This window comes from Nocardioides daedukensis (genome assembly GCF_013408415.1).
GTDB classification, from domain to species: domain Bacteria; phylum Actinomycetota; class Actinomycetes; order Propionibacteriales; family Nocardioidaceae; genus Nocardioides; species Nocardioides daedukensis.
This window is the reverse complement of the sequence record NZ_JACCAA010000001.1, coordinates 1,687,697-1,712,719: the sequence shown is the minus strand read 5'-3', so window position 1 is coordinate 1,712,719 and position 25,023 is coordinate 1,687,697. Positions and strand designations below refer to the sequence as shown.

At 66.4% G+C, this 25,023-nt stretch carries 18 protein-coding genes and 1 pseudogene; 18 read left to right on the top strand and 1 reads right to left on the bottom strand.

The annotated features are described in order from the left end of the window. Positions 1–2: 2 nt before the first annotated feature. Entirely contained in the window at positions 3–746 is a 744-nt protein-coding gene (locus tag BJ980_RS08540; protein WP_179501901.1) for a pentapeptide repeat-containing protein, read from the top strand. Between the two features lie 79 nt (positions 747–825). On the opposite strand, the gene BJ980_RS08535 is transcribed toward BJ980_RS08540, so the two are convergent. Then, positions 826–1,929 carry a citrate synthase 2 gene (locus tag BJ980_RS08535; RefSeq protein ID WP_179501900.1) on the bottom strand — a complete coding sequence of 368 codons (1,104 nt, stop codon included), beginning with the start codon at positions 1,927–1,929 and terminating at the stop codon, positions 826–828. A 151-nt stretch (positions 1,930–2,080) separates the two neighbouring features. Here BJ980_RS08535 and BJ980_RS08530 point away from each other — a divergent pair, with 151 nt between their 5' ends. The 17 genes and pseudogenes from BJ980_RS08530 to BJ980_RS08450 all read left to right on the top strand — a co-directional run. Beyond that, on the top strand, positions 2,081–3,730 hold the full coding sequence (locus BJ980_RS08530; RefSeq protein ID WP_218855448.1) for an AMP-binding protein: 1,650 nt from the start codon (positions 2,081–2,083) through the stop codon (positions 3,728–3,730). 17 nt (positions 3,731–3,747) lie between these two features. Then, a complete protein-coding gene (gene pdxH / locus BJ980_RS08525) occupies positions 3,748–4,455 on the top strand; it encodes a pyridoxamine 5'-phosphate oxidase (RefSeq protein ID WP_179501899.1) in 708 nt (235 codons plus the stop codon). A 134-nt stretch (positions 4,456–4,589) separates the two neighbouring features. Next, the gene (locus tag BJ980_RS08520; protein ID WP_179501898.1) at positions 4,590–5,213 is read left to right on the top strand and encodes a TetR family transcriptional regulator; all 624 of its coding nucleotides are present in this window, start codon (positions 4,590–4,592) and stop codon (positions 5,211–5,213) included. Then, a complete protein-coding gene (locus BJ980_RS08515; protein ID WP_179501897.1) occupies positions 5,213–6,943 on the top strand; it encodes an ABC transporter ATP-binding protein in 1,731 nt (576 codons plus the stop codon). The genes BJ980_RS08520 and BJ980_RS08515 overlap by 1 nt, the downstream gene beginning before the upstream one ends. A 95-nt stretch (positions 6,944–7,038) precedes the next feature. Next, entirely contained in the window at positions 7,039–8,925 is a 1,887-nt protein-coding gene (locus BJ980_RS08510) for an ABC transporter ATP-binding protein (protein ID WP_179503821.1), read from the top strand. A gap of 59 nt (positions 8,926–8,984) precedes the next feature. Next, positions 8,985–12,452: a LamG-like jellyroll fold domain-containing protein gene (locus BJ980_RS08505; RefSeq protein ID WP_179501896.1), complete on the top strand. Its 3,468-nt coding sequence runs from the start codon at positions 8,985–8,987 to the stop codon at positions 12,450–12,452. A 5-nt stretch (positions 12,453–12,457) separates the two neighbouring features. Next, on the top strand, positions 12,458–19,108 hold the full coding sequence (locus BJ980_RS19265) for a polymorphic toxin-type HINT domain-containing protein (protein WP_179501895.1): 6,651 nt from the start codon (positions 12,458–12,460) through the stop codon (positions 19,106–19,108). Further along, on the top strand, positions 19,078–19,599 hold the full coding sequence (locus BJ980_RS08495) for a hypothetical protein (protein ID WP_179501894.1): 522 nt from the start codon (positions 19,078–19,080) through the stop codon (positions 19,597–19,599). The genes BJ980_RS19265 and BJ980_RS08495 overlap by 31 nt, the downstream gene beginning before the upstream one ends. A gap of 407 nt (positions 19,600–20,006) precedes the next feature. After that, entirely contained in the window at positions 20,007–20,270 is a 264-nt protein-coding gene (locus BJ980_RS08490) for a hypothetical protein (protein WP_179501893.1), read from the top strand. Positions 20,271–20,284: 14 nt separating this feature from the next. Further along, positions 20,285–20,632: a hypothetical protein gene (locus BJ980_RS08485; protein ID WP_179501892.1), complete on the top strand. Its 348-nt coding sequence runs from the start codon at positions 20,285–20,287 to the stop codon at positions 20,630–20,632. Further along, positions 20,629–21,327, top strand: coding sequence for a hypothetical protein (locus BJ980_RS08480; protein WP_179501891.1), 699 nt, complete (start codon positions 20,629–20,631; stop codon positions 21,325–21,327). The genes BJ980_RS08485 and BJ980_RS08480 overlap by 4 nt, the downstream gene beginning before the upstream one ends. Next, positions 21,324–21,605, top strand: a complete 282-nt coding sequence (locus tag BJ980_RS08475) for a hypothetical protein (RefSeq protein ID WP_179501890.1) — start codon at positions 21,324–21,326, stop codon at positions 21,603–21,605. The genes BJ980_RS08480 and BJ980_RS08475 overlap by 4 nt, the downstream gene beginning before the upstream one ends. 22 nt (positions 21,606–21,627) lie before the next feature. Then, positions 21,628–22,332 (top strand): hypothetical protein, encoded by a 705-nt coding sequence (locus tag BJ980_RS08470; protein WP_179500398.1) that lies wholly within the window; start codon positions 21,628–21,630, stop codon positions 22,330–22,332. Then, positions 22,329–22,931: a hypothetical protein gene (locus BJ980_RS08465; RefSeq protein WP_179501889.1), complete on the top strand. Its 603-nt coding sequence runs from the start codon at positions 22,329–22,331 to the stop codon at positions 22,929–22,931. The genes BJ980_RS08470 and BJ980_RS08465 overlap by 4 nt, the downstream gene beginning before the upstream one ends. After that, on the top strand, positions 22,928–24,016 hold the full coding sequence (locus tag BJ980_RS08460) for a polymorphic toxin-type HINT domain-containing protein (RefSeq protein ID WP_179501888.1): 1,089 nt from the start codon (positions 22,928–22,930) through the stop codon (positions 24,014–24,016). The genes BJ980_RS08465 and BJ980_RS08460 overlap by 4 nt, the downstream gene beginning before the upstream one ends. Next, positions 24,013–24,240 (top strand): DUF2283 domain-containing protein, encoded by a 228-nt coding sequence (locus BJ980_RS08455; RefSeq protein WP_179501887.1) that lies wholly within the window; start codon positions 24,013–24,015, stop codon positions 24,238–24,240. Before BJ980_RS08460 ends, BJ980_RS08455 begins: the two co-directional genes overlap by 4 nt. Positions 24,241–24,273: 33 nt before the next feature. After that, positions 24,274–24,969 (top strand): annotated as a pseudogene (locus BJ980_RS08450) (IS3 family transposase); the annotation flags it as partial. Positions 24,970–25,023: the final 54 nt, after the last annotated feature.

The window sequence follows — 25,023 nt, the reverse complement described above, 5'->3', positions numbered from 1 at the left end:
GGATGGAGCTCACCGCCGACTGCAGCAGGTGCTTCGCGCTGTGCTGCGCCGCGTTGCCGTTCTCCGCCTCGAGCGACTTCGCGCAGGCCAAGCCCGCAGGTGTGCCGTGCAGCAATCTGGCCGACGACTTCGGCTGCTCGATCCATCAGCGGCTCGCCTCGTCGGGGTGGCGCGGGTGCACAGTCTATGACTGCGCCGGGGCCGGCCAGCAGGTGGCGCAGGGCTCCTATGCAGGCGTGAGCTGGCGCGAGCGGCCCGATCTGGCCGACGAGATGTTCGCCGTCTTCCGAGCAACCGGTCGGGTGCACGAACTGTTGTTGCTGCTCGACCTGGCACCGACGCGGACGAAGGCGCTAGACGAGCTGTGGACCAGCCTGGCGGCCCTCTCAGGCGCGCAACCCGACGTCGTACTCGCGGCTGACCTGGACCGTTGGGCCTCCCGGGTGATCACCGCCCTGGGCGAGGTGAGTGCGCAGGCGCGGGGCAGCCAGTCGACGTCGGCGGTGGCACTGTCCGCCAAGGCGCCGGGTGCCGACCTGATCGGCGCGGACCTGCGGGGCCAGGACCTGCGCAACGCGGACCTGCGCGGCGCTCTCCTGATCGCTGCCGATCTGCGTGGTGCCGACGTCACCGGCGCCGACCTGCTGGGAGCCGACCTGCGCGACGCACGGGTGGACTCGGGTGCGCTGGCCTCGGCCCTCTTCGTGACTGCACGACAACGCGATGCCGTGTCTGAGCAGGCCTGAAATGTCTTCCGGGATACGGACTGGCTGAAGTTCCTCGGAAAATCAGCCCATCCGTATCCCGGAAGGGTCGTTCAGTGGGTCACTTGCCCCAAGCGTCGTTCCAGCCCTCGACCGAGTTGGCGGGGCGCGGGTCGGGGCCGGTGTAGATCGCCGAGGGGCGGATCAGGCGGCCGGTGCGCTTCTGCTCCAGGATGTGGGCCGACCAGCCGCCGGTGCGGGCGCAGGTGAACATCGAGGTGAACATCGGTGCCGGGACCTCGGCGAAGTCGAGCACGATCGCGGCCCAGAACTCGACGTTGGTCTCGAGGACGCGGTCGGGACGACGCTCGCGAAGCTCGGCCAGGGCGGCCTTCTCGAGCGCCTCGGCGACCTCGTAGCGGGGGGCGTTGAGCTCGCGGGCGGTGCGACGCAGCACGCGGGCGCGGGGGTCCTCGGCGCGGTAGACGCGGTGGCCGAAGCCCATCAGGCGCTCGCCGGAGTCGAGCAGGCCCTTGACATAGGCAGCGGCGTCGCCGGACTTCTCGACGTCCTCGATCATGCCGAGCACGCGCGAGGGAGCGCCACCGTGCAGGGGGCCGGACATCGCGCCGATGGCGCCGGAGAAGGCAGCCGCGACGTCGGCGCCGGTGGAGGTGATCACGCGGGCGGTGAAGGTGGAGGCGTTCATGCCGTGCTCGGCGGCCGAGGACCAGTAGGCGTCGATCGCCTTCACGTGGGCGGGGTCGGCTTCACCCTTCCAGCGGATCAGGAACTTCTCGGCCAGGGTCGCGCCCTCATCGACGGTCTTCTGGGGTACGACGGGCAGGTGCAGGCCGCGGGCCGACTGGGCGGCGTAGGACAGCACCATCACGGCTACCCGGGCGAGGTCCTCGCGGGCCTGCTCGTCGGAGATGTCGTAGGTCTGGCCGAAGCCGAAGGACTTTGCCAGCATCGCCACAGCAGCTTGAACGTCGACCCGCACGTCGCCGGTGTGGACCGGGAGGTTGTAGGGCTCGGCAGCAGGAAGGCCGGGGGTGTAGGAGCCGTCGATCAGCAGGCCCCAGACGTTTTCGAACGGCACGCGGCCGACGATGTCCTCGATGTCGACGCCGCGGTAGCGGAGTGCGGAGCCCTCCTTGTCGGGTTCGGCGATCTCGGACTCGAATGCGATGACGCCCTCAAGGCCGTGGTGAACCTCAGTCATGGACAAGCTCCTCTTGCTCGACGTTCCTGCGCGATGTTTTCCAATCTCGCATTCTGCCCCCCATGCGCAGCGAGTGCACACTCGGCCGGGTACGTCCCACTGAGCTGGAGCGGTGCTGGACGACCCGGGCAACTGCTGATGACCTGTGGGGATGAGTCCAGATCCGACCACGATGGTCGCCACCACGATCGAACTACTGCTCGCGCGCGCCGACGATGACAACACTGCGCTCCTCTTCGAGGAGAGCAGCTGGACCTGGCGCGAGTTCGTTGCCGAGTCCGCGGCGCGGGCCGCTCTGATCGAGGCGGAGTTTCCCGATGCGGAGCCGCTCCACGTCGGCGTGATGATGGAGAACACCCCCGAGTACATGTTCTGGCTGGGTGCCGCGATCCTGTCCGGCGCCACCCTGGTCGGGGTGAACCGCACCCGCCGCGGCGCCGAGCTGGCCACCGACATCGCCGGCACCGACCTCACCGTTGTCATCTGCGAGGAGCAGGATCGCGAGGTGTTGGCCCAGGCAGCACCCTCGGGCCTGCCCACCTGGACCGTCGGGACCACGGCGTACGACGACCGGCTCGCCGCGCACGCCGGGGCGCAGGCGTCCCCACGCCCGGCGGCGCTCGACCCGACCGCCCGCATGCTGCTGCTGTTCACCTCGGGGTCGACCGGTGCACCGAAGGCGGTGATCTGCTCGAGCGGGCGGTTCGCTGCGCTGTGTCAGCTCAACCCGATCGAGTTCACCCCTGATGACGTGGCCTACAACGCGATGCCGCTGTTTCACGGCAACGCACTGATGGCAGCCTGGGGGCCGGTGCTCGCGAACGGCGCTGCTTATGCAATGCGACGCAAGTTCTCCGCCTCGGGTTTTCGCCCCGACCTGCAGCGGTTCGGCGCGACGTTCTTCAACTACGTGGGCCGCTCGCTTGCCTATGTGCTGGCCCAGCCAGAGCGTCCTGACGAGGCGGAGAACAGGTTGCGTTTCGGGTTCGGCACCGAGGCCTCGGCGGCCGACCGTGCGGAGTTCGCCCGCCGGTTCGGCTGCCACCTCTTCGAGTCCTACGGTTCGTCCGAGGGGGCGATTCACATCGTGCGCACACCGGACACGCCTGAGCTGGCACTCGGCAAGCCGCAGATCGGCTATGACGCTGATGTGGTGGACGAGGAGGGCAACGAGTGCCCGCCGGCCGAGCTCGACGACAACGGCACCGTGCTCAACCCGGCCGAGGCGATCGGCGAGATCAGGGCGCTGGGCGCGGAGCAGCGGTTCGAGGGCTACTACCGCAATCCTGAGGCGAGCGCCGCGCGGCTGCGTGACGGACACTTCTACACAGGGGACCTGGCCTACCGGGACGCCGAGGGCTTCTTCTACTTCGCCGGACGCACGGCGGATCGGCTGCGGGTCGACTCGGAGAACCTTGCGGCCCGGCCGATCGAGATCATCCTGGAGCGGCTGTACGACGTCCGCGCGGCCGCTGTCTATCCCGTGCCGGACCCTCACACGGGGGATGCGGTGATGGCGGCGCTGGAGGTTGATCCGGGATTCTCCCTGGAGAGCTTCGCTGGTGCTCTTGCCGCGGACCCGGACCTGAGCAGCAAGGCGATGCCCCGGTTCGTCCGGCTCTGCGACCCGATCCCGGTGACCGCGACTCGCAAGACCGACAAGGCCGGCCTGCGGCGCGATCGCTGGCACGCCGATCAGGTCTTCGAGCGGGTTGAGGATGGGTTCGTGCTCGTGGACGAGACGCGCTGCGCGAGACTCGAGGAGGAGACTCGGCGGCACCGCACGGGCCCGGTGGTCTGAGGTCTAACCTAGGAGCCATGGTCGACGACTTCGCCGCGCTCCGGACCGAATATTCCACCCACGGCCTCGAGGCGGGGGACCTGGCCGCTGACCCGGGTTCGATGTTCCGGACCTGGTTCGAGCAGGCACGAGTGCTGCCCGAGCCCAACGCCATGGTCCTCGCGACGGTCTCCGCCGACGGACAGCCCTCCGCGCGCACCGTCCTGCTCAAGGGCCTTGACCAACGCGGGTTCTCGTTCTTCACCAATCTCTCGTCCCACAAGGGATCTGACCTCGCGGCCAACCCGCGGTGTGCGCTGCTCTTCCCGTGGCACCCGCTGCAGCGGCAGGTGCGCGTGGAGGGCCACGCCGAGCTGCTCAGCCGCGACGAGGTGGCGGCGTACTTCGCCACGCGGCCGCGCGGCGCCCAGCTCGGAGCCTGGGCCTCGGCCCAGTCGCAGGTGACCACTGCGGAGGAGCTGGCCCGCGACTTCGCCTACGCGGCGGGGCACTGGGAGCGCGAGGTTCCCGTGCCCGAGCACTGGGGCGGGTACGTCGTGGTGCCCGACCGGGTCGAGTTCTGGCAGGGCCGGCTGAACCGGATGCACGACCGGTGGCGCTACCGCCGCGATGAGGCCAGCGGTCAGGGCCTGGATGCAGGTGCTGGTGCCGGCCCAGACGCAGGCGCAGGTGCGGGCTCCGGGCCAGGCGCGGGGGAGTGGTTCGTCGAACGCCTCGCCCCCTGACCGCCGACCCGGCACTTGTTCACGACAACCTGTCGTGAACAAGTGCCGGGTCGGCGGGTTCTGGTGTCAACAAGTGCCGGGTCGGCGGGAAAAAAGGTTTGTGAGTGAGTCCTCACTCAGTTAGTCTTTCCGGCGTGACCCCACGCGCCAGACCCATGTCCCCCGAAGACCGCCGTCAGGCGATCCTCGACGCCGTCGTTCCACTCGTCATCGAGCACGGCGCCGATCTCTCCACCCGACTGATCGCCGAGGCGGCAGGGGTCGCGGAGGGCACGATCTTCCGCGTCTTCGCCGACAAGACCGAGCTGATGTGGGCGGTTGCGGAGGAGGCGATCAACCCCGCGCAGGGGCGCGAGGAGTTCGACGCGATGCTGGCCGCGACCGACGACCTGCACGAGCGGGTGCGGCTCGCCGCCGAGTCGCTCACCGGCCAGCGCAACCGGACCATGATGGTGATGTTCGGGGTCCGTCGCTATCTGATGAAGCAGGACGACCGCAAGAAGCACGAGCCGTCGGCGGGCCCGCCCGAGTTCCTCATCCGGGCCAACAAGGACCTCCTCGAGATGCTCGCGGGACTCTTCGAGCCCTATGCCGACCGGATGCGCGTGCCCCCCGCCCAGGGGGCGGTCGTGCTGCGCTCGCTCGTCTTCGGGTCGGCCGGCATGGACCTCGACGTCGAGCTCACCTCCGATCAGATCGCCGACATCATCGTCGGCGGCGTGATGCTCTCCCCGACCGATTCAGAGGAGGACGACTGATGCTGCTCCGTCTCCTGCGCACCCACCTCGCGCCCTACCGGACCTGGATCGCGATCATCGTCGCGCTGCAGTTCGTCAGCACTGTCGCGATGCTCTATCTGCCCAGCCTCAACGCCGACATCATCGATGACGGCGTGGCCCGTGGCGACATCGGACTCATCATCCGCACCGGCGGCATCATGCTCGCGGTCTCGATCGTGCAGATCGCCTGCTCGGTCACGGCGGTCTGGTTCTCGGCCCGCACCGCCATGGCCTTCGGGCGCGACCTCCGCGCGGCGGTCTTCGCCAAGGTCGGCAGCTTCTCCGGGCGCGAGGTGACCCGCATCGGGGCACCGTCGCTGATCACCCGCAACACCAACGACGTGCAACAGGTGCAGATGCTGGCGCTGATGGCCTGCAACATCGGCGTGATGGTCCCGATCATGATGGTCGGCGGGATCCTTATGGCGATGCGCGAGGATCTCGGCCTGTCCTGGCTGCTCGCGGTGATGGTGCCCACGCTCTTCCTCGTCGTCGGCATCGTGGTCTCGCGGATGGTGCCCAACTTCCGGCTGGTCCAGGAGCGGATCGACGGGGTCAACCGGGTGCTGCGCGAGCAGATCACCGGCATCCGCGTGGTCCGTGCCTTCGTCCGCGAGCCCGAGGAGACCAAGCGGTTCGCAAAGGCCAACGACGACCTCACCGACGTCTCGATCCGCGCCGGCCGCTGGCTGGCCACGATGTTCCCGCTGGTGATGCTCGTGGTGAACGTGGCCAGCGTCGCCGTGCTCTGGTTCGGCGGTCATCGGGTCGACGACGGCAACATGGAGGTGGGCGCCCTGACCGCCTTCCTCAGCTATCTGATGCAGATCCTGATGTCGATCATGATGGGCATGTTCATGCTGATGATGGTGCCCCGCTCAGCGGTCTGCGCGGACCGGATCACCGAGGTCCTCGACACCCCGAGCAGTGTCGTCCTCCCCGAGGCCGGAGCGATCACCGACACGATCGACCACCTCGAGTTCGACCACGTCGAGTTCACCTATCCGGGTGCGGAGCAGCCGGTGCTGCGCGAGATCTCCTTCGACGCGCGGCCCGGTGAGACCGTCGCGATCATCGGCTCCACCGGTGCCGGCAAGTCGACCCTGGTCAACCTCGTGCCGCGTCTCTTCGACGCCACCGCGGGAGCGGTCCGCATCGACGGCGTCGACATCCGGGAGCGCGACGCGGAGACGATGTGGACCCGCATCGGCCTGGTTCCGCAGAAGGCGTTCCTGTTCAGCGGGACGATCGCGGACAACCTGCGCTATGGCAAGCCGGACGCCACTGAGCAGGAGATGTGGCGGGCCCTCGAGATCTCCCAGGCGCGCGACTTCGTCGAGGCGATGGCCGACGGGCTCGAGAGCACGGTCGTGCAGGGCGGCACCAACTTCTCCGGTGGTCAGCGCCAACGCCTGGCCATCGCGCGGGCGGTGGTGAGGGAGCCCGACGTCTATCTCTTCGACGACTCCTTCTCCGCCCTCGACCTGGCCACCGATGCCAGGCTGCGGGCCGCGCTCAAGCCGGAGACCCGTGAGGCGATCGTGCTGCTCGTCGCGCAGCGGGTCTCCACCATCCGTGATGTCGACCAGATCCTGGTCCTGGAGGACGGGGAGGTGGTCGGCCGCGGCACGCATGACGAGCTGCTGGCCGACTGTGCGACATACCAGGAGATCGTGGAGTCGCAGCTGACGGCGGAGGAAGCAGCGTGAGCGAGAACAGTCCCGGCAACCCCAAGGGCACCCCCAAGCTCAAGGAGACCGAGCGCGTCGTCACCACCGGCGGCCCCGGGCACGGCGCGGGCGGCATGGTCGGTCAGAAGGCGATGAGCTTCGGCCCGTCGGCCAAGCGGCTGGTCCGCCGAATGCGTCCCTATCGGCTGAAGACGATCGGCGTGCTCATCCTGGCGGTCGGCAGCGTCGTGCTGACCGCGCTCGGTCCGCGGATCCTCGGGCACGCCACCGACCTCATCTTCGAGGGGCTCTTCGGCAACCAGTTCCCGGCCACCTCGAGCAAGGACCAGGTGATCGAGCAGGTCCGCGCCTCGGGAGACGACCGGCTCGCCGACATGCTGCAGGCGATGGACTTCGTGCCCGGGGTCGGTGTCGACTTCAGCGCTGTCTCGTCGGTGCTGCTGGTCGTGCTCGGGCTGTACGCCGCCGCCTCCGTACTCTCGTTCGTCCAGGGGTTCCTGCTCAACGACGTGGTCCAGGGGACGGTGCGCGACATGCGCTCGGACGTGGAGACCAAGGTCAATGAGCTGCCGCTCGAATACTTCGACACCCAGCCCCGTGGCGAGCTCCTCTCGCGAGTCACCAACGACATCGACAACATCAGCCAGACGTTGCAGCAGACGATGAGCCAGCTGCTCACCTCGCTGCTCACCGTGATCGCGGTGCTCGGGATGATGTTCTGGATCTCGCCGCTGCTCGCCCTGATTGCGTTGGTCAGCGTGCCGATCTCGATGTTCACCACAGCGGCGATCATGAAGCGCTCGCAGACGCAGTTCATCGCCCAGTGGCGGCGTACGGGCAAGCTCAACGCGCACATCGAGGAGACCTTCTCGGGTCATTCCCTGGTCAAGGTCTTCGGGCGTCAGGCCGAGGTGGAGCGGGTCTTCGCCGAGGAGAACGACAAGCTGTACGACGCCTCCTTCCGGGCGCAGTTCATCAGCGGCCTGATCATGCCGGTGATGATGTTCATCGGGAACCTCAACTACGTCGTGATCGCCGTGGTTGGTGGGCTCCGGGTGGCGAACGGGTCGCTCAGCCTGGGTGAGGTGCAGGCGTTCATCCAGTACACCCGTCAGTTCACCCAGCCCCTGACCGCGGTGGCCTCGATGATGAACCTGCTGCAGTCCGGTGTCGCCTCGGCGGAGCGAGTCTTCGAGCTGCTGGACGCCGACGAGCAACGCGTCGAGGGGACGCAGTCGCCGGCGCCTGTCGAGGAGCGGCATGGCGAGGTCGTCTTCGAGGATGTCTCGTTCAGCTATGACGCCGACCAGCCGTTGATCGAGCACCTTTCCCTGGTCGCCCGGCCGGGGCAGACCGTCGCCATCGTGGGCCCGACCGGTGCCGGCAAGACCACGCTGGTCAACCTGGTGATGCGCTTCTATGAGGTCGACGGCGGACGGATCACCCTCGACGGCGTGGACATCTCGGCGATGCCCCGCGCCGCGCTGCGCGACCAGATCGGGATGGTTCTCCAGGACGCCTGGCTCTTCGAGGGGACGATCCGCGACAACATCGCCTATGGCCGTCCCGACGCGACCGAGGAGGAGATCCTCGAGGCCGCGCGGGCGACGTTCGTGGACCGTTTCGTCCACTCGCTGCCCGACGGCTATGACACGGTGATCGACGAGGACGGCGGCAACATCAGTGCCGGTGAGCGGCAACTGATCACGATCGCCCGCGCCTTCGTGTCCAACCCGGCCCTGCTGATCCTCGACGAGGCGACCTCCTCGGTGGACACCCGCACCGAGCTCCTGCTGCAGCAGGCGATGAGTGCGCTGCGCAGCGACCGTACGTCGTTCGTCATCGCGCACCGGCTCTCCACCATCCGCGACGCCGACCTGATCCTGGTGATGGAGGACGGTGCGATCGTCGAGCAGGGCAATCACGGTGAGCTGCTGGAGGCGGACGGGGCATATGCGCGGCTGTATCGCTCGCAGTTCGCGGCACCGGTCGAGGCGTAGGCGAACGAGGAGGAACGAGTTTCGTCGTTCGGCTCCGCAACCCGGCGGGTGTGGCTAGAGTGCTGACACCCTCATCTGAGGGATACAACTTTTCGGGGGTTGGCCAGATGTTTCTCGGGTGGGTTCGTCGGGCGGTGACGCCCTCGGTCCTGCTGCTTGTGGGGTCGGCAATGGTGGTGGCTGGTCAGTCGCAGCCGCAGGTTTCCTCGGCTCCCGAGGTCTCGGTCGAGTCTCTGGCTTCGTCGAAGGCTGTTGCTGGTGGTGAGCCCGTTGTGGTGGAGTCGTTGACGTCTGAGACGGTCGAGGTCAGTGCTCTTCCCAGTGGTGCGTTTCGTGCTGATCTGTCGGTGAGTCCGGTGCGCACGGAAGTCGATGGCGAGTGGTTGGCGTTGGATCCGACGTTGGTGCGCAATGTCGAGGGGACGTTCTCTGCGCGCCGGATCATCGGTGATCTGAGGGTGTCGGGGGGAGGTCCGGCGGGCTCGGTGATTGCTGAGTATTCCGATGGTGACTTCTCCTATGCGGTGTCTTCTCCTTTTGCGTTGTCGGCGCCGGTGGTCAGTGGTGAGTTCGCGACTTTCGCGGAGGTCGTGCCTGGGGTTGACCTGGTGGTGGAGTCGCAGACGTTGGGGTTCTCTCACAACTGGGTGGTCAAGACCCCTGAGGCGGCTGCGGATCCGCGGGTCTTGGAGTTGTCGTTGCCGGTGCAGATGACGGGCTTGGAGGCGGTGGAGGAGTCTGGTGGCCTGGCCTATGTCGATGACGCTGCGGGGACTCAGTTGTGGTCGCCTGCGCCTTTGGTGTGGGATTCGAGTGATGCGGCTGAGGACTCGGCCGGGGGGCCGGTGCTGTCGTCGGTGGAGGCGGTTGAGGGTGGTCCGGCCACCGGGGACGTCGTGGCCGAGGTTGCCGCGGAGCCGGAGGCGGATTCGTTGGTGCTCAGGCCTGAGGCGGAACTCATGTCGAGTCCGGACACGGTTTTCCCGGTGGTGGTGGATCCCACGATCAACCGGTTGCGCAACGGGTGGACGGCTGTGTGGAGCAATTTCCCGTCCTCGTCGTTCTGGCAGACGCCGCATTCGCTGGGGGCTGGCTATGAGGGGTGGGAGCAGAACAAGGTTGTTCGTTCCTACTTCCGTTTCGACACCAAGGTGTTGAGCGGCAAGCGCATCGTGTCGGCTGAGGTGAACGTGCGTCAGGTGCATGCTGCTCAGTGCGCGGTACACCCGACGCGGATGTATCAGACGAATCCGATTTCGACGGCGACGACGTGGAGCAATCAGCCGACGCGCAAGACGTTGCAGGACACCAACGAGTCGACGCGGGGATGTTCGAGCTCGTGGGGGCCTGGGATGGTCGGTTGGGACGTGAAGCCGGGGGCGCAGTCCTATGCGAATGCGGGCGCTTCGAACGGGACGTTCATGGTGAAGGGCTCCAGTGAGACTGCGCGCAACGGGTGGAAGCAGTTCGACGATGCGGGCGCGAACATGCAGGTCGACTATGTCAGTGAGCCCCATGAGCCCAGCTATGCGCGGGTGGCCGGGGGCGCCATGTGTGGCACGGCCGCTGCGCCGCGGGTGACGGGATCGACCTATGTGCTGGCTGCGGCTCAGATGAACAGCCCGGACAAGGGCAAGACCCTGCGTGGCGTGTTCCAGCTCTATGACGCGTTCACCACGACGTTCCTGGAGGAGAAGGCCAACGGAACGTCGGTTGAGAGAGGGGACCGCGTCACGGTTGCTTTCGATGGCCTGGACGATGGCCGCACCTACCGGTTCCGGGTCAAGACCCGCGGCTATGTGGCGGCGAGCACCTCTTCTGGTGCCTACTGGGACGGCCCATTCGCCTCGACGTTGTCGGGGACGGGGGGCATGTGGTGTTACTTCCGGGTCGACACGTCCAAGCCCGCTTCGCCGACGATCCAGACGAGCGTCTTCACCACCTGCGATTCGACGCAACCCGACAATCCCCTTCAGTGTCCGGTGGTCGGTCGCGCGGGCACGGCGGGTCAGTTCACGGTCGACTCGACTGCCTCGGACGTGGTGCGCTATGAGTGGTGGCTCAATGACGGTCCCGTCACGAGTGTGGCGACTGTGGCGGGCGCGGCACGGACGTTGACGGTGGTTCCCGACACTGAGATCAACCGCTTGACGGTCAAGGCCGTGGACAGTGCGAACAAGTCATCGGATGCGGACTTCATCTTCCGGGTCGCCAAGCGCCGGGCGTCACTGGAGTGGGCCTTCCCCGCCGGTTCGCTGGCCCAGAGCTCGGGCACTGCTGCTGGGGGTGACTTGTCGCTCTCCTCTTTGGCGACTGCAGGAGCGGGGCGGGTCGAGACGGGTCTGCGACTGGACGGATCCGCGACGTCCGGGGACGGTGCGGTCTCCACCGACGGGGCCTTCTCGGTCTCGGCGTGGGTGCGCATCGACAGAGACCTGAGCGCGACACGTCCGGTGATCTCGGCGATGGACTCGACGGGCGCGATGACGTGGAGCCTGTCCTTCGATTCCCCCTCTGGGCAGTGGCGAACCGGGGGACCGAGCGGTCCTGCGGTGACCGCACCGGCCATCGCGGGGGTGTGGACGCACCTGGGTGTCACGCGCTCGGCGAGTGGCACGTTGCGGCTGTTCGTCAACGGGCACGCTGCTGGGTCTGCTCCGGTGTCGTTGCTGGAGAGCTCGGCGTGGAGCCTGGGCTGCGATGGCGCAGCAGGCGGAGCGTGTGCGGTGGGGTTGATCGATGAGGTGGCGGTCTTCGACTCGGTGTTCTCGGGGCATGAGGCGGTGGCGTTGGCGAATCCCATCGACGCCGGCGAGGATGCGATCGTGTCGCTGTCCTCGATGTGGGACATGGTGGAGGCAGATCCCTCGACTGCGCAGGTGGCGACGGACAAGACCTTCGACCATGACCTGGCGCTGACGAACGTCCCCCTGCCGGCCTTCGTGGCCAAGGAGGCGCCCGCGAGCGCGCGTGTGCTCAGGTTGCCGGGCACGTCGACGCAGCGGGTGCGCAGCAGCGGCCCGGTGGTGGACACGTCGGGGTCGTTCTCGATCCTTGCGCGTGTAGGCCCCATTGCCAGAGACGCGGCTGCGGTGGTTCTGGAGCAGCGCGGACTGGATGGGTCGCTGTGGCGGGTCCGCTATGAACCGACGAGTCCTGGTCAGGGACGTTGGATCTTGGAATACCTCGACGCGAACGGCACGGCCCAGGCTCGTGTGTCCTCGCGCGAGAGCGACCCGGAGTTTGGGTGGACGTCGCTGATCGCGGTCTACGACTCCGCCGCGGGAAAGATCCAGCTCTATGCTCACGGTGCCCCGGTTGTTGATGACACGGGTGGGTTGGACCGGACGATGCCGATGACCTCGGCGGCTCGAGGAGTCTTCGCCGTCGGCGAGGGCACGGTGTCAGGAGCAGCGGCGCCGCTGCAGGGCGACGTCGCCTTGATCCATGCATATGCCGGAGCCATTTCGGCTGCTCAGGCTCTCGAAGTTGAAGACCAGATCAGCGCGATGGAGACCGGATCATGAAGAAGATGAGCGTTCGTTTCAGTTCGATTCTGGTCGCGATCGCGGTTGTCGTTGCTGGGCTTTCTGCCCAGGGGACGGTGACGGCGGACCCGGGCGGGGCCACCGCACCTCCGGTGGTGAAGAAGCAGCGGGCGGTCACGTTGAAGCCGGAGACCCCGCGGGGCAAGGACGCGGTGTCGGCTGACGGCGCGAAGGGCGCGTCGGCGGCGAAGACGGTGGCGAGGCGGAAGGTGGTGTGGCCTGCGGCGGCGAGCAGTGCTCTGGGCGCGGGGAAGGCACCGAAGGTCCGCCTCGGTGCGGTGAGTGTGTCGGCGTCGCAGACGAGCGCGAAGCTGCCGGTCTCGGTGGTGAGCCAGACGACCTCTCGCAAGGCTGGCGTGCACGGGGTGATGGTGGAGGTGGATGCTGCCGGCGCCAAGCCGCAGAAGCTGAAGGTCGCTCTCGACACGAGCACGTTCGCCCACGCCTATGGCGCGGACTGGGAGTCGCGACTGGGCGCCTTCGCCTATCCCGACTGTGTGCTGACCCGGCCAAAGGACCCGCTCTGCGCGAAGGCTGTGCCTCTGGAGACCTCCCACGAGGGCACGATGGTGAGCGCGACGGTGCCGGCAAGGTTGGCCTCGAAGGACCTGGTGGTCGCGCTGCAGGGCACCTCGGGTTCGGCCGATGGGCACGGAGACTTCTCCGCCACCCCGATGACGGCGAGTGCCGCGTGGTCTGCGGGCGGCTCCAGTGGCGCGTTCACGTGGTCCTATCCGATGCGGGTGCCGCCGGCGAACAATGGCCCAGCGCCGAATCTGGCGATCAACTACAACTCCCAGATCGTCGATGGGCGCACGGCATCGACGAACAACCAGTCCTCTGATGTGGGTGAGGGCTTCGGGTTCACCGAGTCCTACGTCCAGCGTGACTACACCACCTGCTCCAATGACGGCATCTCCGGCAAGCGTGACCTGTGCTGGAAGACCGACAACGCGACCCTGGTCCTCAACGGTGCCGCCCAGGAGCTGGCCAAGGCTGCCGACGGCACGTGGCGGCTGCGTGACGATGACGGGTCTCGGATCCGTCGCCTGAGCGGTGGTCCGGGCTCCAATGGCGACAACGACAAGGAGCACTGGGAGCTCACCACCGCTGATGGCACCCGCTATGTGTTCGGGCAGTCACAGATCCCGGGCCGTTCGGGCAACACCAACTCGGTGTGGTGGGTGCCGGTGGCTGGCGACGACAGCGGCGATGCGTGTCATGGCTCCACGTTCGCTGCCTCGTTCTGCAACCAGGGATGGCGCTGGAACCTGGACTACGTGGTCGACCCGCATGGCAACACGATGTCCTACTGGTACCTGTACGAGACCAACCGCTATGCCAAGAACGGGGTGACCTCCTCGAGCGCGGAATATGTGCGCGGTGGTCGGTTGGCGCGCATCGACTACGGCACCCGGGAGGCCACGCCGACTCCGGTGCCGATGCGGGTGGCGATGAGCAACGCCACCAGGTGTCTGGCGTCCTCGGGGTGCTCGGCCTACACCAAGGTGGGGTGGCCCGACACCCCCTATGACCAGATCTGCACCACCTCCAACTGCGGCGCCAAGACCGCGCCCACCTTCTTCACCCGCACCCGGATTGTGTCGATCACCACGCAGATCAACACCAGTTCGGGCTATCAGGACGTGGACCGGTGGAGCGTGGCGCATGCGTTCATGAAGCCGGGCGGCTCGGGCAGCACCTACGCCACGGTGTTGTGGCCCACTTCGATCACGCATACCGGGCTGGTGGGTGCGACGATCAACCTGCCGAAGGTGACGTTCGCGCCGGGTGCCTATGCGAACCGGGTCGACTCCTCCACGGACGGGTTGTCGGCGCTGCAGCGTTATCGGTTGACGAGCATCGAGACCGAGACCGGTGGCCAGATCGGCGTCAACTACGTCTCGAACTCGTGCACCGGCACAAAGCCGATACCGTCGGCGAACACCTCGCGCTGTTTCCCGGTGAGGTGGACCCCCAAGGGCGACTTCGCCGCGCGCACGGACTGGTTCAAGAAATACACCGTCTCCAACGTCACCGAGAACGACACCACCGCCAACGCGCCCCCGGTCACGACCTACTACACCTACCACGGTGCCGCTGCCTGGGCCTACGACGACAACCCACTGATCCCCGCCTCCTATCGCACGTGGTCGGACTTCCGCGGCTATGGCTCGGTGACGACCACGGTGGGAGATCCGGCGCTCACCTCGGTCCGCAGCCAGAGCACCGTGAAGTTCCTGCGTGGCATGCACGGTGACCGCACCGGCTCGGGGGGCACCAGGTCCGTGACGGTGAGTGACTCCAGCGGCACCTCCCACACCGACTCGCGTCCCTATGCGGGCTTCGCGCTGGAGACGACCCTGCTCAACGGCGCCGGCGGGGACGTGCTCTCGCGCACCATCTCCACGCCCTGGTCCACGCGGACCGCCGGGAGTGGGTTGAAGGGTGCATGGCTGGTGGGGGTGGAACGATCAGAGGTCATCGAGGCCACCAACACCGGTGGCACCCGCACCCGCCGGGTGGACACCACCTTCAACGACCAGGGCCTCGCCACCCGCATCAGCGACCACGGCGACACCGCAGTCAACGACGATCAGAGCTGTGCGGCCACTGAATACGCCGACGAGACAACCGCCACCGGCACCTGGCGTGTCGGTTTCACCAAGCGAGTCGTGGAGTCGGTCGGGGTGTGCGGCGCCAACGCGTTGACGCCCTCCGACTCGGCGGTCCTCGGTGAGACCCAGACCTTCTACGACGGCCACGGACTGGACACGACCCCGACCCGCGGACTGGTCACCAAGCAGACCCGCGCCGCCACCACCAGCGGGGGGGCACGCACCTTCCAGACCGTGGCCACCACCGCCTACGACGCCTGGGGACGTCCCACTTCGATGACGTCCCCGACCGGTGCCGGGTCCTCACGCACCGACACCATCGCCTACACCAGATCAGCCCAGGGCACCACCACCGGCACCACGAGCACCACCGATGCCGGCGGCAAGAACCACACCACCACCGTGACCCTGGACCCTGCCTGGGCGCTTCCGACCAAGCTGACGGACGCCAACGGCAAGTCCGAGCACGCTGACTACGACGCGCTCGGGCGACTGGTCAGCCACTGGGCAGCCAACCGGGCCACGAGCATGACACCGAGCACCACCTATGTGTACAACGTGCGCAACACCGCACCCTCCACCGTGTTGACCCGGACGCTGAACACCCACGGCTCCGGACACGTGTTGCGTTCCGTGGAGCACTTCGACGCCCTGTTGCGGCCACGTCAGAGGCAGGTGCCGTCGCTGAACGGCAACGGCGACAAGACCGTCACCAGCCAGGTCTACGACGCCCGGGGACTGCTCAGCGCCGAGCTCGGCGAGGTCTATGCCGCGGGTGGCCCCTCCTCCACACTGCTCAACGTCGGACAGGGACAGTCGGCGGCCAACACCCGCTACACCCGTGACGGTGCCGGTCGGGTCACCCAAGCCGCGCTGTACACCTACAACACCTACCGCTGGAAGACCACCACCGCCCATCTGGGCATGAACAAGACCAAGGTCACCCCACCCGCTGGCGCGCCGCCCCAGACCACGATGACCGATGTCCGCGGTCAGGTAACCACCAGCATCGAGCACGGCACCCCGAACCTGACCACCACTCGCTCCTACGACCTGCGCGGCAACCTCACCGGCCTCCAGGCCCCCGCCGGAACCTGGAGCTGGGACTACGACCTGCGCGGGCGACGGACCACCGCGGTGGACCCCGACACCGGCACCACCACAACCGCCTACACCGACAACGACCTGCCCGCCACCAGCACCGACGCACGCGGGAAGTCCACGCACACCACCTACGACACCCTCAACCGGCCCAGCAAGCTCTATGAGGGCACCACCCCGTCGGCCTCCAAGCTGCTGACTTCGTGGACCTACGACAGCGTCGCCAAGGGACTGCCCAGCGCCACCACCCGCTACATCGACGGCGAGTCGGGCACCGCGATCAGCACCTCGGTCACCGACTACACCTCGTGGGGTGAGCCCATCGAGCAGGAACTCACCATCACCCCCGGCCCGGCCGGCTCCACCGGCGCCGACCTCGTTGAGGGACTGCCCACCACTTTGGAGTGGAGGCGCAGCCACAACGTCGACATGAGCCTGGACAGTCTCCGGCTCCCCAAGGTCGCCGGAGCGAGCGGAACCGCCCTGTCGACCGAGTTCCTCGAATACACCTACAACAATCACGCCCTGCCGACCAACGTCAACGGCTACGACGCACTCGTCCAAGACGTCACCTACGACAGCTACGGCCGCGTCACGATCGCCGCGATGGGCCAGAGCACGGCGACCAAGTTCTGGGTGCTGCCCACCCGCGACGAAGGCACCGGCAGGCTCACCCGCAACATGGCCCTGGCCAACCAGTCCCAGGACGTGGTCAGCGACCACCGCTACACCTACGACGACGCCGGCAACATCACGCGCGACGCCGACGTCGCCCAAGGCACCAACCATGACGTCACCTGTCATCGCTATGACGATCACCAACGTCTCGCTGCGACCTGGACTCCCAGCACGGGCGATTGCGCGACGAATCCCTCGCAGGCCGGGCTCGGGGGGCCCGCGCCGCAGTGGCAGGGGTGGACCTTCAACGACCGCGGTCTGCGCGCGACCCAGTCCACCACGACGCCCACGACGCAGTCGAGCGAGACCTACACCTATCCGGCTGTCTCGGACCCCCACCCCAACTCGGTCACCACCATCACCACCACCGGCACCGCAGCAGGCACCCGCAACTACGCCTACGACGAGTCCGGCAACACCACCACCAGACCCGACACCACCCCCGATGGGGCGGCCCAGGACCTGGACTGGAACGCCGAGGGCAAGCTCAGCCAGCTCGTCACCGAACGTGACGGGGCCAGCGCGACCACGACATATCTCTACGGCGCCGACGGTGAACTGCTGCTGCAATCCAACGACACCGAGACGGTGCTCTTCGCCGCCGAGACCGAGATCCACACCGACAACGACACCGGGGACCTCAGCGCCCAACGCCACTACGCCCTGCCTGGCGGCGTCAGCGGAGTCCGAGCCAGCGACACCCAGCTCGACTTCCTGCTTACCAACCCTGCCGGCACCGGCACCATCGCACTCGACGGCGCCACCCTGACCCCCGAGCGCAACTACACCTCCCCTTACGGCGAACAACGGGGAACCAAACCCCCCGCCTGGCCCACCACCCGGGGGTTCCTCGGCAAACCCGAGGACACCGACACTGGACTTACCAGCGTCGGCGCACGCCAATACGACCCCACCACCGGCCGATTCATCTCAGTCGACCCCCTCATGGACCCCAGCTCGCCATCACAACTACTCGGCTACGCCTACGCCAACAACAACCCCAACACCTTCACCGACCCCACCGGGCTGATGAACGACTTCCTTCAACCGGGCGCGGGCCTCGGGTCGATGATGCAGGGCTCGGTGGCACAGCCACAGCCCAAAGCTTCCCCAAGCAAGTCGAAGGGTGGCGCCAAGCCACGTGGCAAGGTCATGTCCGCGCTCAGCAAAGCCGGCGGAGTCTTTAAGAAGGGCGGCTCCGCAGTCAAGGAGGGAGTCAAGCTTCAGGCAAAGATCATGAAGAAGGAGTACGCCGGTGCCGTTTTGGCGGTGTCGTCGGTCGCCAACGTGGCTGTTTCATGCGGTCAATTTGGCATTCCCACCGGGGGTGATTGCCAGGGTGCCCTGACCGGCGGAGGGGGCTACGTAGATGTCGACGGCATTCTAGGGATGATGGGCGAATCCTCCAGCGACCCCTTTATCATCGCCGTCTCACTGTTGGTGCCGATCCCCGGGGGCGTGTTCGCTTCGGGAACCAGAGGCGCGCCAAGGCTGATCCAACTCATGAAGGGGATCGGGACACTCGGACGCTCGCGCATCGCCTCGGGTGCCGCAAAGGCAGGAACGGAAGTCGCCGAGACCTGTCTGAACTCCTTCACGGGTACGACGCTCGTCCTCATGGCCGACGGGACGAAGAAGCCCATCAAGGACGTCAAGGTCGGCGACAAGGTGATGGCGACCGATCCGGAGACCGGGGAGACCGGACCGCGCAAGGTGATCGACCTGATCCGTCACTCCGGGCCGCACACCATGGTCGCGGTACGGCTCTCGGGCGGCTCGATGATCGACGCCACCGACCACCACCCGTTCTGGGTCGAGTCCCGGGGTGAATGGGTCGACGCGATCGACCTGCAGCCCGGCGACGTCGTCATCACCGCTGACGGCGACCGGCTTACCGTTACCAAGCGGGGCATCACCGAGCAGGATCTGACCGCGTACAACCTCACCGTCCAGGGTGTTCACGCTTACTTCGCTGGTAGCGACTCGGTCCTCGTTCACAATGCCGGGCCGTGCATGAGCTTCAACCAGATGAACAGCGCCATCCGGCGAGGCCAGGCACCAAAGGGAATCGAGCGAATCGACCGTGGGAAAGTTCCCGGAGCCGAGCAACCCCACGCGGTCTTCGGCCGCGGGCAGGGAGCTCCGTCGCTCAACATCGACGGAACTTGGAAGCATGGGTTCGTCGAACTAACAAACAAGCAGCGGGATTGGTTGATCGCGAACGGATGGAACTTATGACTTCGCTGTGTGATCATGCGACTCGATGGGCGGCAGAGCGCCTCGACGCCGATGACATTCCGGCTCAGGTCGACATCGATGAGCTCTCCTCTGAACCGCCGCCGAGAGCAGTCGAGGCAGCCATCGAGTGCGTCCAGTCGATTCGTGGTCTGATCCTCGACCGGGCAGAAGAGTTCGACGTGGCGCTCGTGATCCCGCTTGAGGGCGAGAGCAGTGACTTGGTTGTCTCATCGCCGAGCCTTGCCGAGCTCCGGGCACAGAATTGGAACTATGGAGCCGGCCGCGAGGTGCCCGGGATCTATCTGGTGCGACCTTCGGTCTGGGGGATCGTCGAACACGGGGAAGAGTATCGGCGCCTTCTGGACGAGGACAGAGTTCCGCCAGGATTCATCGCCTACTACCGTGCTTGGCGCTCGACTGAGGAGGCGTCTCGTGGATGGGAGTTTGCGCGCGGCATCTATCTCAGGTCGATTGGAGCTGCGCCGGAGTGAGGAAACTAGCCCTGCGGCTGGCGATCGCCGTGCTGGCAGCGATGCTCGGCTGTTTCGGCATCGCGCCATCCACCAGCGCTGCGTCAGCCCATCTCGTCCCCACCTACACCTACGACAGCGACGCTCATACTGCTCCGACGACGACCCCGACCGAGCGCGGTCCGCCCAGCGCGTTCGACCCGAGCACCTCCTACACCGCCGTTGGCCCTCGGTCGCACGGCACTTCGGCGCGCCCCGCGGGGACCTCATCTAGGCCTACGACCACCTACAACACCCCTGCCGGGTTCGCACAGGATGCGGAGGCTGCGAGTACGAACCAGCGGGCACCTCTGGCTAACGTCGGGGAGCTCTCGTTGTTTCAGCGATCTCGTGTTGCCGCAAACGCCGGCACGACTGCTCTTCGAAGCGTGGACGACGTGCTGGCCGGTTTACCGAGAGGCAAGCAATCTTGGGTCCGCATGGTTCCCGACGAAGGTGCACTCACCACGAAGTTCGATGACCTAACCAGAGGGGGAACCCCGACGACGTGGAAGAACTTCGACGGCACGGTCATTGAGCGCGCCGACGGCGTGCAAGTCGGGATGCGCAGCTACTCGGGCAGCGGCGGAGGCGCAATCGACATTCGAATGCCGGATGGCTCCCGAATCCGCCTCCACGTGGACCAGCCATGACAATGCGAACACCGTTGGAAGACCTTCTCGTCGGGGGGCTCGACGATTGGGCTGACGCCGGCTGGGCGCTCCAATCGGCGCGACTCTCGGGTGAGAACGATCCGACCGCACTCCGTGACCTGACGCTCGCCCTCATCGCCGAGGTGCTTCGAGGCGGTCTCATGGTCGCCGGCGATGTGATCGGCAGCGACCATGTTCCGTGGCCGGGAGGGCCTGACCAGTGGGCTGAGCGCATTCGGCGGGAGTGGCTCGACGAGTGGCCCGACGAGGTCCCCACTCCGGGTGCGATCGTGTGGCTGAGAAACACCCCTGCCGGTGACCAAGTCGTCCGCGACGTTCTCGATCGGGAGCGTGGCGAGTGAACCGCTTGCTCGCCCTCGTGATCAGCCTCCTCGCGGCATGGCTCGCGGGCGCGCCCGCCGCGACCGCCGCGGCTCCGGCTGATCCGGTAACTGCCATCGGCTATGACGCTCGTGAAACCCCCGCGCATGTCATCGACACCACCTCGGAGCGTGGGCCACCGGCGGCGCACAACGAGCGCACTACGTACGATGCCGTCGACAGTTGGTCGAACGGTGATCCGGCGCGCCCGGGCGGAACAACCCCGCCTGCCACCTTCGCCTACGACCACCCCGCCAGGTTCGTGCAGACCGCACGCGGTAGCGACGCGGTCGAGGAGCACAGCGACAGCGCCGAGCAGGGCTCTGTCCTCGTTTGGCGATCTGACGTTGCCGCAAACGGGGGATCGAAGATCCCGTGGACGTCTTGGCAGAACTACCCCAAGGCCACACAAGGAGGTCGTGAGTACGCCCAGGTCGGCGATCGGCTCTACACCAGGCATGCCGTCGACCGCATGCAGCCAAGCGGGCTTGGTGCGCCGGCGGGGGCACCTGGTCCTGGCCGGAGCATCTCGCCGAACTACATCGAGGACGTACTGACCGGCTCACGAGGGGTACCCGTCAAGGGGCCGAACGGCGAGCCACGCCTCTCATTCACGAGCGGCACCGTGCAGGTCATTACAGAGAACAACATCGTCATCACGGTGATCACGCGATGACCATGAACGAGTACAACGCCACCGTCGCCCGTGAAGTCCTTACTGCGATCGCGGACCTTGAGGCGGGAACATGCACGCTCGCCGAGGTGCAGGCCGTCCTACAGGGCGCGATACCTCGCTTCGAGAACGATGGCTCCGGCATCGCCTCGGCAGTTCGTCTAGCGGAGGCCGACCTGGAGGAGATCCAATTCACTACCCTGCTCGATGAGCAGGTGCCCGCCGCCATCTTCCGCTTGGACGAACTGCGCGCGAGCATCGAGGGTTCAGCCGATGTGTAGTCGCGTCAGCACCCTGGCGGCGATGCTGATCGCTGTCCTGATCGCGCTGCTTTGGGTTCCGGCGGCCGGCGCTCTGGCTGATGTCCCGGCTCAACCGCCTTCTGTGCACGTGTACAACGGCCACCACCACACCGATGCTCCGACGTACACCGCCTCCGAGCGCGGCCCGCCTTCGACCTACGACAGCAGCACCGCCTACGACCCCGACGGACTTGGGCCGTTCGGCGCTTCGGCGCGCCCGAACGTAGCGATTGGCCCCGCGACCTACGGCTACGACGACCTCGCTCGGTTTGCGCAGTCCGCACGCGGCAGCTCCGGTGTCGAGGAGCAAGTCGACAGCACCGTGGCGGTGCTTGTCGTCGCTCAGCGATCTGGTGTTGCCGCAAACGCAGGCACCCGACTTGCACAGGACGTAGCTGTTAGCCCGATCGCACCGAACGCCTTGGGCCTTGGTAGATCGATTGGACGCGCATCCCACAACCAGGCGCTCCAGGCCGACATCGCTGCACTCCCGCGCGGCGCGACGGGAATCCGGGTCAACCAGCAGCAGGTCAACGCCCTCGGACAGCGCGTGGGCATCAACCGTCCTGACCTGCAGTACTCACTCAACGGCCAGCGCTACTACGTCGAGTACGAAGGACTAGCGAACCCCCGCGGTGCACTTCACGAAGCACGCATCTTGGCGAACGATCCCGGTTCCAACTTTATCCTTAGGCTCGTGCCATGACGCTTCCGTCCGCCGCAGGTGGCGCTACCACCGAACAGGTCGGCTACTTCGAGGTCGGAACCACGCCCCTCGCCGACTGGATCCTCCGTGGCTTTGATGCTGGCTGGGCGACTCGCCCGGCTGGAGTTGCGTCAATGGAGGAGGTCGTCGCGCTCCTGACGCCGGGCGGCGACGTCACTCGATACATTTGTGTGCCCGTTGGTCATTGGACGGCGTTGCTCAGCAACGGGCCGCTGGGCACCGACGTCGGCGTACTGCCGAGCTACGCCGCGCGGGAACTCGGCTGTCGTGCGATGCGAGTGGTCACTGTCGAAGACAGCGCGACATATCCGGCTCGAGTGCTGGAGGTCTACGGCCCCAGCGGTGAGCCACCGCTAGCCATGGAGCGTTCGATCGTTGCGGCCAACGATGGCGGACGATGGGTGTTCGAGACCTCGGGACACGCTTTCCCCTTCGAGAATCAGTCTGCGTACGAGAGGCGCGCTAAGGCGAGCCGTTTCACCACGGACATGGTCTTTGAATACCTCACCGCGCTCGGCGTTCCGATCGACACAAGTCCTGACTGGGCCAGCGCCGTGGCCGTGGAGCGAAGGCTATGATTCGGCTGGTCCGCGCCGTCCAGGGTGGCGTCGTGGTGGTCTTGTTGGCCATCTTCACAGTGCCAGCTGCGGGCGTCGCTCAAGCGACAACGAACGCCGAGTTCGGGCACGTCTACCCTTGTGACGGCATTCACGCGTCTGCAGTGTTGACCGATTGCGCTACCGAGCGTGGGCCACCAGCCTCGCGGTACACCTACAACGCGACACCCGCTCCCACGGCCGTCGACCGTTGGTCCGCCGGCGCTTTGGCGCGCTCGGGCGGATCGACATCCCGCGCCGGGACGACCTACAACGCACCAATCGCGCTCGCGCCGGTTGCACCCGCGATACGTACGGCCAGCGGCCACGCGGAGGACGTCGACGGGAGCCTCTCGTCGTTTCCTCGGTGGCATGTTGCCGCAAAGACACGAAAGCTCGACAACGTCGACGGGCTCCCGTGCAACTGTTTCGTTGCCGGCACCAAGGTCCAAACCGCCGACGGCGAGAAGCCGATCGAGGATATTGACGTCGGAGACCGGGTTTGGGCCAAGGACTTCGACACCGGCGAGAGTCACCTACGGACCGTCACCGGCCTGTTCCAGAAGCACGCCGATGAGGTCATGTCCATCACCGTTGCTGACGGCGCCGAAGTCACCGTTACCGATGAGCACCCGTTCTACGTGACTGGTGAGGGCTGGGTGATGTCCGGCGACCTCCGCGTCGGCGATCGGCTTGCCCAGCGCGATGGGACATCGACCACGATCAGGTCGATCGAGGTCGCTCCGGCGAGGACGACTGTCTACAACTTCGAAGTAGCCGGCGACCACAACTACTACGTCACCGAAGCACAACTCCTCGTCCACAACTGCCCAGTCTCGCCACATGCCCAGAAGCAGATGGATGTGCGTGGCATCAGCCAAGCCGAGGTGGATCGGGTGCTGGAACGCCAGCCGTTCTCGTATTGGCACGACGACCAGTGGAAGTCGGGATTCTATGACCCCAAGAGCGGACTCTTTGTTGCCAAGACGATCGATGACACGGTTAACACCGTCATGACGAACGTCGACAAGGCGTACGTCTCGCGACTCCAAAGGCGAAGGCCATGAGTGATATCCGAGTGAGTTATGACGAGTCGGCCAACGCGGCCTACATCGAACTTACTGACATCGGCGCCGGTGACTCTGCCCAGATGTACGCGTGTGATCCGGTGGCGGTGGGAGGGATGATCAATCTCGACTTCAACTCTGAAGGTCGCCTGATTGGCATAGAGGTCCTCGACGCTAGGCGGATGCTCCCAGTTGAGCTCCTGAGGCCGGACGGGGCTCAATGAGCCTGAGGCAATGCCGGGAAGTGAGCCAACCAGACGTATGGCTACCGCCGCATCCACGCCGACCTCCTCGAGGAGGGCACCGAGTGCTCACCGGAACTGGTCTGCCAGATCATGCGCGCTGAGGGCCCGATCGCCTGCCAGCCACGCCCGTTCAGAGTCACCACCGAAGCCGATGAAGCAGCCGCGAAGGACATGCCCGATCTGGTCGGTCGTGACTTCACCGCCGAGCGGCCTGGAGCCAGGTTCGTCGGAGACATCACCTACATCCACACCTGGGCAGGGTTTATCTACCTGGCCACGGTGATCGACTGCTACTCCAAGAAGGTGGTGGGCTGGTCGATCGCAGATCAGATGCGTACCGAGCTCGTCACCACAGCGTTGCGCAACGCTGCCGCGACCAGCGTGATCGAACCCGGCGCGGTCTTCCACTCCGACCGCGGCAGCGTCTACACCTCGGCCGAATACCGCACCCTCGTCACCGATCTGGGGATGCATTCCTCGATGGGCAGGACCGGTGTGTGCTGGGACAACGCGATGTCCGAATCGTTCTTCTCAGCGCTGAAGAACGAACACGTCTACCGCATCGTCTACGCCACCAAGGCCCAAGCCAGACGCGACGTCATCGCCTACATCGAGGGGTTCTACAACTCCCGACGACGACACTCAGCCCTCGGCTACAAACGGCCCAATGAGGTCCACTACGGTTACACCCAGCCGGAGACGGCAGCGTATGAATCCCATCAATCCGCTGTCCGAAATCACCGCAGCAGCCCAGAATGGGAA